The following is a 12,115-nucleotide window of genomic DNA, read 5'->3' on the forward strand; positions in this document are numbered from 1 at the left end:
TGTCGGATGCCTCTCATGGGGTACTACCCCTTTTTGCCGGAATTGCTCAGGCCGGTTGCAACTGACCGCGCGCGGCCTCGCGGGCCAGCAGCCGGTCGCGCTGCTCCTCGAACTTGACCACGTCCGCCTCGAGCTTCTCCACGAAGGTGCCGAGCTCCTCCCGGGCCTGCTCGCCGCGGGAGCCGAAGTCGTTGCGCCCGAAGATGTTCCAGTGCTTGAGCACCGGATTGACGACCTCTTCCAGATGCTGGCGCAGGTCGTAGATGCCGTGCTTGGCCATCATCACGCCATTGCGGCGGAAGTTGGGCATGCCCGCGCCGGGCATGACGAAATTGGTCAGCACCTTCACGATCGCCTCCAGCGCCTGATCCGGCACCAGGTCCAGGCCGGCGCCGCACATGGTGCGGTAGAAGATCATGTGCAGGTTCTCGTCGGCGGCGATGCGCTGCAGCATGCGGTCGGCGATGGGATCGTTGCAGACCTTGCCGGTATTGCGATGCGAGACGCGGGTCGCGAGCTCCTGGAAGGTCACGTAGGCGACGTTCTCCAGGAATCCGCCCCAGTCGTCGGGGGACTGCGCGCCCTGGGTCATGTGGATCATACGGGCCTCTTCGAGGGCGACCGGGTCCACGCCGCGGGTGACCACCAGGTAGTCGCGGATGACGATGCCGTGCCGGTTCTCCTCGGCGGTCCAGCGGCCTACCCAGGTTCCCCAGGCGCCGTCCTGGGAGAAGTTCTCGGCGATCTCCCGGTGGTAGGAGGGCAGGTTGTCCTCGGTGAGCAGATTGGTGACCATGGCGATCTTGGCGACCTCGGACAGCGACGACTGCGAGGGATCCCAATCCTCACCGCCCATGGCGGCGAAATTGCGGCCCAGATCCCACGGCACGTAATCGTGCGGGTTCCAGTCCTTGGCCATGGACAGGTGGCGGTTCAGGTTCTGCTCGGCCACCGGTTCGAGCTCTTTGAGTATCTGGAACTGCGTCAACTCTCGGGTCACACACGCCTCCTGTGTCATGCGCCGGTCGGGATCCGGACGGGTCGTGCAGGGGACAGCTCGCGAAAGGCAGATCGTGGTCGCCGATGCTACGCGGCGGACGCAATATTGTGCTTCACACCGCTGCTCGGCGTCAGGCATTCTGACATCTCCGCGCGGTAGGTTGTCCGCATGGGTTATCCGGAGGAGGCATTGGCGCCGGAGGAGCAGCTGGTGCTGCATCGTCATCCGCATTGGAAGATGTTGTTCTGGCCCGCTGTGACTTTCATCCTGATTACCGCGTTGGCCGGATTCGCCGCGGGCGTGGTTTCGCGCCGCACCGAGGATCCGCCGCGTTCCTGGCTGCTGCTCGCGATTCTGCTGATCTGGCTGGCGATCGTGTTGTGGCGCAGCGTCTCCGCGCTCATTCGGTGGAAGTCGACGCATTTCATCGTGACCGATCGGCGGGTGCTGATCCGGCAGGGTGTGCTGACCCACACCGGAATCGATATTCCGATGAATCGCATCTCGAATGTGCAATTCCGGCACGGCCTGTTCGACCGGATGCTCGGCACCGGCACCCTGATCATCGGATCGGCCTCGGACGAGCCGCTGGAGTACGACGACATCCCGCAGGTGCAGAAGGTGCACGCCATGCTCTACCACCAGGTCTTCGATGTGGTGCAGAACAATGGAAACGGTGGCGGCTACTACGGATCCGAGGCGGGCTACCCGTAGGCTTGTCCCGTGACCGCCGTACTGCTGGCCGAAGACGACGAGGCGATTGCCGCGCCGCTATCGCGAGCGCTGGGGCGTGAGGGCTATTCGGTGACCGTGGAGAGCTACGGCCCGGCGGTCCTGGAGCGGGCCCTGGAGGGCGGTCACGACCTGCTCATCCTGGATCTCGGCCTGCCCGGCATGGACGGCCTCGAGGTCTGCCGCCAGGTGCGGGCGCGGGGGGCGGACCTGGCGGTGCTCATGCTCACCGCGCGCACCGACGAGGTGGATTTCGTGGTCGGCCTGGACGCCGGCGCCGACGACTACGTGGGCAAGCCGTTCCGGCTGGCGGAACTGCTGGCCCGGGTGCGAGCCCTGCTGCGACGCAGCGGAATCGGGGACGAGGCCGTGGAGGTGGGCGGTATCCGGCTGGAGCCGGCCGCGCGCCGGGTGCTGGTGAACGGGCTCGAGGTGAACCTCGCCAACAAGGAGTACGAGCTGCTCAAGGTGCTCATCGACCGGGCCGGGCAGGTGGTGTCGCGGGAGACGATACTGCGCGAGGTCTGGGGCGACGCCGACCTGCGCGGCTCCAAGACCCTCGATATGCACATGTCCTGGCTGCGCCGCAAGATCGGCGACGAGGGGCCGGTGGCCGAGCGCCGGATCGTGACCGTGCGCGGCGTAGGCTTCCGCTTCAACACCGACTAGCCCGCCCGAGCCCGTGCTGTTCCGTGCGCCGGTGCTGGTCGGTCCCGGCACGCTCCAACCTTCCCAAGGCCCAGCGAAGCGAGGCATCTCGACGATGAGACGCAGGATTCTGCTGTCCATGGTGGCTGCGCTGACCCTCACCACCCTGGTGCTCGGTGTGCCGCTGGCCTTCACGGCCTGGCAGTGGGTGGAGGACATCAGCCGCGGCGAACTGCGCAGCCGGCTCGACCGCATCGCGGTCGAGGTGGTCGCCCAGGAGCACGACGACGGGCTGGTGCACGGCGAACTGGATCTGCGCTCGGTGCGGCCGCTCATCCCGACGGGCGGGCGGCTGACCATCGTGTATCCGACGCCGCAGGACAATGCCTCGCGCATCGACATCGGCGCGGATATGGTGAACGATCCCATCTCCGAATCCCTGGCCATGGGCACCTCCGGTTCGCTGCGGCTGGAAACCCCTGCGGCGCCGATGCATTCGATGCAGCGCCAGGCCCTGGGCGCGGTGCTGGGCCTGGTGCTCATCTCGCTGGGCGCGGGCATCGCGGTGGCGGTGGTGACCGCGCGCCGGGTGGCCGATCCGCTGCGCGATGTGGCGGCGCGCGCGGCCCGCCTGGCCAAGGGCGACTTCCGCGCCGATCCGCGCCGGCACGGCATTACCGAACTGGATCGCGTCTCCGATGTGCTGGATTCGGCGACGGTGGAGATCGCGGGCCGGCTGCAGCGCGAGCACGCCCTGGTGGCGGATGTCTCGCACCAGCTGCGCAGCCGGTTGACGGCGGTGCGGCTGCGCCTGGACGAGCTGTCCACCCACGACGATCCGGATGTGGTGCACGAGGCGGAAGAGGCCATGGCGCAGGTGGATCGGCTCACCGACGCCATCGACGAGCTGGTGCGCGCCTCCCGCGACGAGGGCGCCGCCGACCGCGATCCGGTGCCGGTGGTGGCGGAGCTGCGCGGTGTGGTGGCCGAATGGCGGCATCCCTTCGCGGAGGCGGGCCGCAAGCTGGTGCTGCTGGGCGATCCCACGCTGACCGCGCCGGTGACCGGCTCCCGGCTGCGGGAGGCGCTGGCGGTGCTGGTGGACAATGCCCTCATGCACGGCGGCGGCACCTGCACGGTCTCGGTGCGCACGGTCACCGGCGGCCGCGACGATCGCGATCCGCTGGTCTGCGTGGAAGTGGCCGACGAGGGCGACGGCGTGCGCGACGAGCTCGCCCCGCACATCTTCGACCGCGGCTTCTCCGCCGCGGGATCCACCGGTGTGGGCCTGGCCCTGGCCCGCGCCCTCATCGAAGCCGACGGCGGCCGCCTGGAGCTGCAGCGCCGCCGTCCCGCCCTGTTCGCGGTCTTCCTCGGCTCGTCCACGGCGGACAAGCCCGCGAATACCGCTATGACAGAGCCGCGTTGACGCCCCGCGCTCTTTCTATCGATTCCCTAACCGTTCACTAGCCGGGGCCGATAATTCGCTCCATACCTTCGGATTCGTCCAGAGCGGACCGGCGACAGATCGCCGAGGAGTTCGAAGGAGCACAGATGCAGAAGTCCACCATTCGCCGGGGCGCCCTCGCCGGAGGCATTGCGGGCGTGGCCGTGATCGGCGCGCTGCTGGCGCCGGGAATCGCGAATGCCGAGACGCCGGAGGATGTTTCGGGCCCGGTCATCGTGAGCCCCGGGCAGCCGGGCGTGCCGGCGCTGCCCGGCGGTCCGGACGGCGAGCACGTCCTGGTGACCAAGAACCCGGACGGCACGGTCACCGTGCAGCGCGGCGATCTGTCGCAGCTGCCGCCCGGCGCGGTCCCGGCCCTGCCCATCGGGCCCGGCGCGCACGTCGAGCCGGGTCCCGGCGTCATCATCCAGCAGCACCCGGGCCATCCGGGCGATCACGCGGTGACGGTCGTCCCGCGCGCCACCCTGCCGTCCACCGGCAGCGCGGGCTGATCCGGTCGGTGCGCTCGAACCGGCTCGCCGGGCCGAACCCCTTGCGGCCCGGCGAGCACTCCCGATTGACCGGATTTTCACAGGTCGGCGGGTTTGCGCGTCAGTATCGTCGGTGCCGTGATTAGTCCCCGGATTCTGGTTGTGGACGATGACGCCCGGGTGCTGGAGTCGCTGGCGCGCGGGCTGCGGCTGTCCGGTTTCGAGGTCGAGACCGCGACCGACGGCGCCGCCGCGCTGCAGCGCATCACCGCGAGCGCACCGCAGGCCATGGTGCTGGATCTCAATATGCCGCTGCTCGACGGCGTCCAGGTGGTGACGGCCCTGCGCTCGTTCGGCAATGACATCCCGATCTGCGTGCTCAGCGCCCGCTCGGAGGTCACCGACCGCATCGGCGCGCTGGAGGCGGGCGCCGACGACTACCTCACCAAGCCGTTCGATTTCGGCGAGCTCATCGCCCGCCTGCGCGCCATGCTGCGCCGCGCCCCCGCCCCGGCGCACGAGTCCGATGACCGCACGGTCATCGGACCGCTCGTCGTGCATCCCAGCGCCCGCCGCGCCTATATCGACGGCACCCTGCTCGACCTCACCAAACGCGAATTCGACCTGCTGCTGGCCCTGGCCGCCGCCCCCGGCCAGGTCTTCACCCGCGCCCAGCTGCTGGACCGAGTGTGGGGCTACGACTTCGAAACCCAGACGAAAGTGGTCGACGTGTTCGTCTCCTACCTCCGCCGCAAACTCGAATCCAACGGCACACCCCGCCTGGTCCACACCGTGCGCGGCGTCGGCTTCGTCCTGCGGACCGACGCATGAGCAGGTTCCGCCTCGCCCGCACGAGGCGTGCGGGCGAGGGGGCCGGAGACGCCACCCGCCGCCGCGCCGGAAGCCGCTTCCGTCTCGCTCCTGCACGCAGTGCGGGCACGGTGGCCGGAGGCGCCCTCGTGGGGCCGGCCGGGAGGCCCGCCCCGTTCCGCTCAGTGCGTCGCGCGGCGGGAGACACGCTGGGCCGTCGCCCGAGACGCCCGCTGTCGCTGCGCACGCGGGTGGCGCTGGCCAGCGCCGCGACGGCGGCGGTCGTGGTGGGGGCGATGAGCGCCCTGTTGTTCCTGGTGGCGCCGACGGATGCCCGGACGCAGGCGGGAACGCTGGTGAGCTCGCTCGCGGTCACGCACGCGGACGGGACGGTGACGACCGAGGGGCCCGGAGCGGTCGCCGGACCGACTCCTCCGATCCTGGACCATGACGGCATCGACCACGACGGCGTTCACGAAGGCCGGGTCTTCATCACCGGTGCGGTGCCCGCCGAACTCGCGCCGGACCTGCCGGATTTCCAGCGCACGGTGCCGGTGGACGGGAAGCCGGTGATGATCGCCGTATCGCGTGAGGTCGTGGCGGATTCGGTGACCAAGCAGCGCATCCGGATCGTCGCCATCGGGGTCGGCGCGACCGCCCTGGCCGCGCTGCTGGGCTGGTATTTCGCCTCGGGCGCGGTGGCGCCGCTGCGCCGGCTCACCGCGGCCACGGCCGGTCTGGGGGATCGGCTGGAACTGGAGCCGCCGCGGTCGGCGGCCAGTGAGACCACCGAATTGGCCGAGGCCATGAACACCATGCTCGGGCGGATCGCCGAGGAGCGCCGGCATACCAGCGAAGCCCTGGTCACGGCACGGGATTTCGCGGCCACCGCCGCGCACGAACTGCGCACCCCGCTGACCGCCATGCGCACCGACCTGCAGGTGCTGCGCTCGCTGCCGATGTCCGACGCCGACCGCGCCGGGATTCTCGACGATGTGCTGGCCAGCCAGCAGACCGTCGAATCGACCCTGTATGCCCTGGAGCGCTTGGCCGTCGGCGATCTCACCACCGAATCCGACTGGGAGGACGTGGATCTGGGTCAGCTCGTGGATCAGGTCGTGGAGGACGCGCGGCGCGCCCATCCGGCGGTGACCATCGGCACCGATACCGCCGAGCCTGTCCGCCTGCGCGGCCTCGTGGCCGGATTGCGTTCCGTCATCGACAATGCCGTCACCAATGCGGTCCGCCACGGTGATGCTTCGCGCATCGAGATCGCCGTGCGCGCTGACTCGGCCGGCGCTTCGCCCGGCACCGTTGTGCTCACTATCGACGATGACGGCGCCGGGATCCCGGAAGCGGACCGCGCCAAGGTTTTCGAGCGCTTCTATCGCGCGAGCCGGACCCCTGGCAGCGGCCTCGGCCTGGCCCTGGTGGCGCAGCAGGCGCGCCTGCACGGGGGCGCGGCGAGCATCGAGCAGAGCCCGCTCGGCGGTGTTCGCCTCAGCGTGACGCTCGCGCCTCGTCCCGCGGTGCCGACCGATCCCGAATGACCGCCCGCCCCGAAACGGCTGCGGCCCGGAACCGTCAGGTTCCGGGCCGCAGTGGTGTCTTCGTCAGCTGTGTCCGAGTTGCTCCTCGTTGATGAGGTCCTCGAGCTCCTCCTGGAGTTCCGCCATTTCGTCGGGAAACACCCATTTGCGAAGTGCCCAGAATCGGAACGCCATTTGCAGCAGATTGCCGATGATGAAGCCGCTGACGAAGTCGGCGATGTTCTCGACGGTGAAACTCACATCCGGCTGGCGCAGATCGAACACGTAGCTCGAAATCCACAGCGGGACGCTGGCCAGTAGCACGCCGATACCGCTGACGACGAAGAAGAGCAGGGCCTCGTGATGCTTCTCACGGCCGCCGCGCTTATCGAAAGTCCACTCCCGATTCAGGATGTAGGACGCGATGACGGCGATGACGCCGGACAGGATGCGCGCGACCGTGGGTTTCGGCTCGAGTATGGTCAGCTTCAGGATGTAGAAGATGCCGATGTCGATGACGAACGTCGTCGCGCCGACAATCGCGAACTTGATCAGTTCGGAATGGCGGTCCGCGAGGTCCCGCAGCGGTTTGGGCAGGACGTTTATCACGTCGTCGACAAATGACACGGAGCGAGTCTACGTCTCTCGCGGAACCGGTGAGCAACCCGCACGGTAGGGGGTGGTAGGTGTCATGACAACATTGACCAACGTGAGCGCCCGTTCCTTCGACTCCTCCGCGATGCCCACCGTCACCATGATCGGCGGCGGTCAGCTCGCGCGCATGACCCATCAGGCGGCCATTGCGCTGGGCCAGCGGCTGCGCGTGCTCGCCGAACGACCCGACGATCCGGCGGCCCAGGTGACCCCGGACGTGGTCTTCGGCAGCCACCACGATCTGGCGGCGCTGCGCAAGGCCGCCGTCGGCTCGCACGCGCTGACCTTCGATCACGAGGGCGTGCCCACCGAGCATCTCGAGGCGCTCATCGCCGAAGGCGTGAACGTGCAGCCGCCGCCGCGGGCGCTGATCTTCGCCCAGGACAAGCTGGCCATGCGCGGCAAGCTGGCGGAGCTGGGCGTGCCGATTCCGGCTTTCACCGAGGTGAACTCGGTCACCGACGCCGTGGCCTTCGGCGATGCGCACGGCTGGCCCTTCGTGCTGAAGGCGGTGCGCGGCGGTTACGACGGCCGCGGCGTGTGGATGCCCGCCGACGCCGCCGAGACCGAGAAGATCGTCACCGACCAACTCGCGCACGGTGTTTCGCTGCTGGCCGAGGCCAAGGTCGAGCTGAAGCGGGAACTCTCCGCCATGGTCGCCCGCTCGCCGTTCGGGCAGGCCGCCGCTTGGCCGGTCGTGGAGACCGTGCAGCGCGACGGCCAGTGCGCCGTCGTCATCGCCCCGGCCCCCGACCTGCCGGAGGCCAAGGCCACCGAGGCGTCGGCGCTGGCGCTGCGCCTGGCGTCGGAGTTGGGCGTGACCGGCGTCATGGCCGTGGAACTCTTCGAAACCCGGTCCGGCGTGCTGCTGGTCAACGAACTCGCCATGCGCCCGCACAACTCGGGTCACTGGGGCATGGACGGCGCCTGCACCGGTCAGTTCGAGCAGCATCTGCGCGCGGTTCTGGACTACCCGCTGGGCAGCACCCGCCCGCTGGCCCCGGTGGTCGTCATGGCCAATATCCTCGGCGCCCCCGAGGCTCCCGAGATGTCCATGGACGAGCGCCTGCACCATCTGGCCGCCCGCCTGCCGGAGGCCAAGGTGCACCTCTACGGCAAGGGCGAGCGCCCCGATCGCAAGATCGGCCACATCAATATCCTCGGCGACGATCTCGTCGAGACCCGCGAAAAAGCCGAGCGCGCGGCCCACTGGATGTCGCACGCGATCTGGACCGACGGATGGGATCCACATCATGACTGACACCGCTGCACCGGATGGTCGCTCCGCAGGCCCCGCTCCGGCGGTCGGCCTGATCATGGGCAGCGACTCCGACTGGCCCACAATGGTGGCCGCGGCGGAAGCCTTGGCGGAGTTCGGTGTTCGCTTCGAGGTCGGCGTGGTCTCCGCGCACCGCACCCCGCAGCGCATGCTCGATTACGCGAAGGAGGCCGCCGGCCGCGGCCTCCAGGTCATCATCGCGGGCGCGGGCGGCGCGGCGCACCTGCCCGGCATGGTCGCCTCCGCGACCCCGCTGCCGGTCATCGGCGTCCCGGTGCCGCTCAAGCATCTCGACGGCATGGATTCGCTGCTGTCGATCGTCCAGATGCCCGCGGGCGTCCCGGTCGCCACCGTCTCCATCGGCGGCGCTCGCAACGCGGGTCTGCTGGCGGTCCGCATCCTGGCGGCGTCGAACCCCGAATTGCGTTCGCGCATGGAGCAATTCCAGGCCGATCTGGAGAAGATGGTTCTGGAGAAGGACGACGCCCTCCGCAGCAAACTCCTCGGCTGAGAGCTGTCCCGCCTCTCCGCGACTTCAGCGCACGGCAGAGTGCCCCGAGATTCCGGCACGCGTGCCGGCGGTCCTGCACCGCCTGGGTTCTGGGCGTACCCGGTGAGTTACCCGGATCTTGCGAAACCAGTCGTCCAGTTCCAGTCTTGGAGGGTGTAGTGGCAGCTGCCGTTTACGGTAGGAATGTGGCCCCTGACGATGACGCGACCGCGCGCCGCCTGACCGTGGTGGATCAGGCGCTGCGGCTGTTCGCCGAGAAGGGGTACGAGGCCACGACCGTCGACGAGATCGCGGACGCGGCCGGGATCTCGCGGCGCACCTTCTTCCGGCAGTTCCGGTCCAAGGAGGATGTGGTCTTCGCCGATCACGAATCGCAGCTGGCGCAGGCGCGGGCCTTCCTGGACGCGGCGCAGGGCGATCCGTGGGAGGCCGTGTGCGCGGCGGTGGTCGAGGTCTTCGAGCGGTTCACCCAGTGGCGGGAGCTGGCCGCGCGCCGGTACCGGGTGGTGCGGCAGGAGCCCGCGCTGCGGGAACGCGAGATCGTGACGGTGTTCCGCTACGAGCGGCTGTTCACCGACTATCTGCGCAGCCGATTGCGGGGCGAGTCGGATCTGGCGCTGGTGCAGTTCACCGCGGCGGTGACCGCGACGCACAACTATCTGCTGCGGCGCATGGTGCGCGGCGAGTCGGACGCGAGTCCGGCGGATCTGCGTGTCGCGCTGGACCGCATCCCCCGCGGGGGTGCCGGGGGTTTGCGCGGGGCGCGCGACGGCGCCGCGGCGCGGGCCGAGGAGATGGTGGTGGCGGTCTTCCCGCGCGATCTGCCGCCCCGGCAGGTCGCCGATCTGCTGGCCCGGCGGCTGGATACGCTGTGAGCGGCCCGCAGTGGCAGAGATGACACTGCGTGCCACGGCTTCCCTGGGCAGTATGCGCATGTGGCCGCGATTTCGCGGCGTATACTCGGCCACGATTGGCACTGAGTGCCGAGATGCTGGTGACGGCGCTGGCCAAGCAGCGGCGATCCCGACCGACGAACCAGGAGTGAACCCATGGCGGGCAATCCGAATTTCAACCTGTTCCAGCTCGAGGACTTTCACCACGAGCTGCGCGAGGCCATTCGCGGCCTGTCCGAGAAGGAGATCGCCCCGTACGCGAAGGACGTGGACGGCAACTCCCGCTTCCCGGAGGAGGCGCTGACCGCCCTCAACGCCGCCGGCTTCAATGCCGTGCACGTGCCCGAGGCCTACGGCGGCCAGGGCGCGGATTCCGTCGCCACCTGCATCGTCATCGAGGAAGTCGCCCGCGTGTGCGGTTCCTCCTCGCTGATCCCGGCCGTCAACAAGCTCGGCACCATGGGCCTGATCCTGAACGGCTCCGAGGAGCTCAAGAACAAGGTCCTGCCCGACATCGTCGACGGCAAGATGGCCTCCTACGCGCTGTCCGAGCGTGAGGCGGGCTCCGACGCCGGCTCCATGCGCACCCGCGCCAAGGCCGACGGCGACGACTGGATCATCAACGGCTCCAAGTGCTGGATCACCAATGGCGGCAAGTCCGACTGGTACACCGTCATGGCCGTGACCGACGCCGAGAAGGGCGCCAACGGCATCTCCGCGTTCATGGTGCACAAGGACGACGAGGGCTTTGTGGTCGGCCCGCTGGAGCACAAGCTGGGCATCAAGGGTTCCCCGACCGCCGAGCTGTACTTCGAGAACTGCCGCGTTCCGGGCGACCGCATGATCGGCGCGCCGGGCACCGGTTTCAAGACCGCCCTGCAGACCCTGGACCACACCCGCCCGACCATCGGCGCGCAGGCCGTGGGCCTGGCCCAGGGCGCGCTGGACGCCGCCATCGCCTACACCAAGGACCGCAAGCAGTTCGGCAAGGCGATCGCCGACTTCCAGAACACCCAGTTCATGCTGGCCGATATGGCCATGAAGATCGAGGCCGCCCGCCTCATGGTCTACACCTCCGCCGCCCGCGCCGAGCGCGGTGAGAAGAACCTGGGCTTCATCTCCGCCGCCGCCAAGTGCTTCGCCTCCGATGTGGCCATGGAGGTCACCACCAATGCCGTGCAGCTCTTCGGCGGCGCCGGCTACACCACCGATTTCCCGGTGGAGCGAATGATGCGCGATGCCAAGATCACCCAGATCTACGAGGGCACCAACCAGATTCAGCGCGTGGTCATGTCGCGTCAGCTGCTGCGCTGAAATCGCTTCAATAGCTAGTGGATTGCTCCGGGGACCGGCCCGCCGTCGCTGCGACGGACGGTCGGTTCGCCGGAGCTTTTCTTTACCTTTTCCTCAGGTAAAGCAGTGGTTTCGGGACTGTTTTGCCGCCGCGGGCGGGGGCACTATTGATCCATGGCCGGAGTCGAAATCAACGACACCTTCGTCCGGCGCACGCTGGCCAATGGACGGGTGGAAGAGGTCGCGTGGACCGAACTCGCGGAGGTGCGGATCATTACGACGGCGGACGGCCCGTTCGCCGAGGATGTGTTCTTCGTGCTGATCGGTGCGACCGGTAAGGGTTGCGTGGTGCCGCATTCGGCGGCCGACACCGCGTTTCTGGCTCGCTTGCAGGCACTACCGGGTTTCGACAACGACAAGGTGATCGAGGCCATGTGCAGCGTCACCGACAAGCAGTTCCTGGTGTGGCGGCGACGGGAACAGCCCCGCTACGGCGATACGCACCGCCGCGCCAATTAAGCCACCAGGTCGGCGTATTCGGGGTGCTCGGCAATGTACTTCTCGACATACCAGCAGGTGGGGATGATCGAGAAGCCTTCGGCACGTGCGTCGTTCAGCGCGAACTCCACGACCTGCGCCGCCACGCCGCGGCCGCGGAACTCGGGAAAGGTGAGGGTGTGCTGGATGTCGCGGATCTTCGTCTCGCCCCGGGTGCGCTCCGCGTAGTCGGCGTAGCCCGCGAGAGTGCCGTCGAGGTAGATCTCGTAGCGGGTGGCGTCGGCATTGTGTTCCAGCCTGGTGGTCATGATCGGGGTGAACTCCCTTGCG

General features: G+C 68.6%; 14 protein-coding genes. 11 read left to right on the forward strand and 3 right to left on the reverse strand.

Going from position 1 to position 12,115, the window contains the following annotated elements; translation table 11 throughout:
• Positions 1–46: 46 nt before the first annotated feature.
• Complete coding sequence (locus ACYQ5L_RS06335) at positions 47–1,000, reverse strand: acyl-ACP desaturase (protein ID WP_459956197.1); 954 nt, start codon at positions 998–1,000, stop codon at positions 47–49.
• 168 nt (positions 1,001–1,168) lie between these two features.
• Here ACYQ5L_RS06335 and ACYQ5L_RS06340 point away from each other — a divergent pair, with 168 nt between their 5' ends.
• The 6 genes from ACYQ5L_RS06340 to ACYQ5L_RS06365 all read left to right on the forward strand — a co-directional run bounded on the left by ACYQ5L_RS06340 (position 1,169) and on the right by ACYQ5L_RS06365 (position 6,678).
• Positions 1,169–1,714 carry a PH domain-containing protein gene (locus ACYQ5L_RS06340; RefSeq protein WP_459956199.1) on the forward strand — a complete coding sequence of 182 codons (546 nt, stop codon included), beginning with the start codon at positions 1,169–1,171 and terminating at the stop codon, positions 1,712–1,714.
• A 9-nt stretch (positions 1,715–1,723) separates the two neighbouring features.
• Positions 1,724–2,401 carry a response regulator transcription factor gene (locus tag ACYQ5L_RS06345; RefSeq protein WP_459956201.1) on the forward strand — a complete coding sequence of 226 codons (678 nt, stop codon included), beginning with the start codon at positions 1,724–1,726 and terminating at the stop codon, positions 2,399–2,401.
• A gap of 94 nt (positions 2,402–2,495) precedes the next feature.
• On the forward strand, positions 2,496–3,809 hold the full coding sequence (locus ACYQ5L_RS06350; protein ID WP_459956203.1) for a sensor histidine kinase: 1,314 nt from the start codon (positions 2,496–2,498) through the stop codon (positions 3,807–3,809).
• Between the two features lie 125 nt (positions 3,810–3,934).
• Positions 3,935–4,339: a hypothetical protein gene (locus ACYQ5L_RS06355; protein WP_459956204.1), complete on the forward strand. Its 405-nt coding sequence runs from the start codon at positions 3,935–3,937 to the stop codon at positions 4,337–4,339.
• A 105-nt stretch (positions 4,340–4,444) separates the two neighbouring features.
• On the forward strand, positions 4,445–5,149 hold the full coding sequence (locus ACYQ5L_RS06360) for a response regulator transcription factor (protein WP_459963337.1): 705 nt from the start codon (positions 4,445–4,447) through the stop codon (positions 5,147–5,149).
• On the forward strand, positions 5,146–6,678 hold the full coding sequence (locus tag ACYQ5L_RS06365) for a HAMP domain-containing sensor histidine kinase (protein WP_459956206.1): 1,533 nt from the start codon (positions 5,146–5,148) through the stop codon (positions 6,676–6,678). The genes ACYQ5L_RS06360 and ACYQ5L_RS06365 overlap by 4 nt, the downstream gene beginning before the upstream one ends.
• A gap of 63 nt (positions 6,679–6,741) precedes the next feature.
• Here the strand turns inward: ACYQ5L_RS06365 and ACYQ5L_RS06370 are convergent, their stop codons facing one another.
• Positions 6,742–7,284, reverse strand: coding sequence for a GtrA family protein (locus ACYQ5L_RS06370; protein ID WP_459956208.1), 543 nt, complete (start codon positions 7,282–7,284; stop codon positions 6,742–6,744).
• A gap of 112 nt (positions 7,285–7,396) precedes the next feature.
• Here ACYQ5L_RS06370 and ACYQ5L_RS06375 point away from each other — a divergent pair, with 112 nt between their 5' ends.
• The 5 genes from ACYQ5L_RS06375 to ACYQ5L_RS06395 all read left to right on the forward strand — a co-directional run bounded on the left by ACYQ5L_RS06375 (position 7,397) and on the right by ACYQ5L_RS06395 (position 11,806).
• Positions 7,397–8,572: a 5-(carboxyamino)imidazole ribonucleotide synthase gene (locus ACYQ5L_RS06375; RefSeq protein WP_459963338.1), complete on the forward strand. Its 1,176-nt coding sequence runs from the start codon at positions 7,397–7,399 to the stop codon at positions 8,570–8,572.
• Positions 8,565–9,101: a 5-(carboxyamino)imidazole ribonucleotide mutase gene (purE, locus tag ACYQ5L_RS06380; RefSeq protein WP_459956210.1), complete on the forward strand. Its 537-nt coding sequence runs from the start codon at positions 8,565–8,567 to the stop codon at positions 9,099–9,101. The genes ACYQ5L_RS06375 and purE overlap by 8 nt, the downstream gene beginning before the upstream one ends.
• Positions 9,102–9,286: 185 nt before the next feature.
• Entirely contained in the window at positions 9,287–9,976 is a 690-nt protein-coding gene (locus ACYQ5L_RS06385; RefSeq protein ID WP_459956211.1) for a TetR family transcriptional regulator, read from the forward strand.
• Positions 9,977–10,150: 174 nt separating this feature from the next.
• A complete protein-coding gene (locus ACYQ5L_RS06390) occupies positions 10,151–11,308 on the forward strand; it encodes an acyl-CoA dehydrogenase (protein ID WP_459956212.1) in 1,158 nt (385 codons plus the stop codon).
• Positions 11,309–11,461: 153 nt separating this feature from the next.
• A complete protein-coding gene (locus tag ACYQ5L_RS06395; RefSeq protein WP_379200149.1) occupies positions 11,462–11,806 on the forward strand; it encodes a hypothetical protein in 345 nt (114 codons plus the stop codon).
• On the opposite strand, the gene ACYQ5L_RS06400 is transcribed toward ACYQ5L_RS06395, so the two are convergent.
• The gene (locus tag ACYQ5L_RS06400) at positions 11,803–12,093 is read right to left on the reverse strand and encodes a GNAT family N-acetyltransferase (protein WP_459956214.1); all 291 of its coding nucleotides are present in this window, start codon (positions 12,091–12,093) and stop codon (positions 11,803–11,805) included. The two genes, ACYQ5L_RS06395 and ACYQ5L_RS06400, sit on opposite strands and share 4 nt — an antisense overlap.
• Positions 12,094–12,115 lie beyond the last annotated feature (22 nt).

This window comes from Nocardia sp. IFM 10818, from assembly GCF_054655275.1.

Coding starts and splice junctions, on each gene's coding strand:
- ACYQ5L_RS06340 (WP_459956199.1), top strand. CDS start 1,169: ATGGGTTATCCGGAGGAGGCATTGGCGCCGGAGGAGCAGCTGGTGCTG.
- ACYQ5L_RS06350 (WP_459956203.1), top strand. CDS start 2,496: ATGAGACGCAGGATTCTGCTGTCCATGGTGGCTGCGCTGACCCTCACC.
- ACYQ5L_RS06355 (WP_459956204.1), top strand. CDS start 3,935: ATGCAGAAGTCCACCATTCGCCGGGGCGCCCTCGCCGGAGGCATTGCG.
- ACYQ5L_RS06365 (WP_459956206.1), top strand. CDS start 5,146: ATGAGCAGGTTCCGCCTCGCCCGCACGAGGCGTGCGGGCGAGGGGGCC.
- ACYQ5L_RS06375 (WP_459963338.1), top strand. CDS start 7,397: ATGCCCACCGTCACCATGATCGGCGGCGGTCAGCTCGCGCGCATGACC.
- purE (WP_459956210.1), top strand. CDS start 8,565: ATGACTGACACCGCTGCACCGGATGGTCGCTCCGCAGGCCCCGCTCCG.
- ACYQ5L_RS06390 (WP_459956212.1), top strand. CDS start 10,151: ATGGCGGGCAATCCGAATTTCAACCTGTTCCAGCTCGAGGACTTTCAC.
- ACYQ5L_RS06395 (WP_379200149.1), top strand. CDS start 11,462: ATGGCCGGAGTCGAAATCAACGACACCTTCGTCCGGCGCACGCTGGCC.
- ACYQ5L_RS06400 (WP_459956214.1), bottom strand. CDS start 12,093: ATGACCACCAGGCTGGAACACAATGCCGACGCCACCCGCTACGAGATC.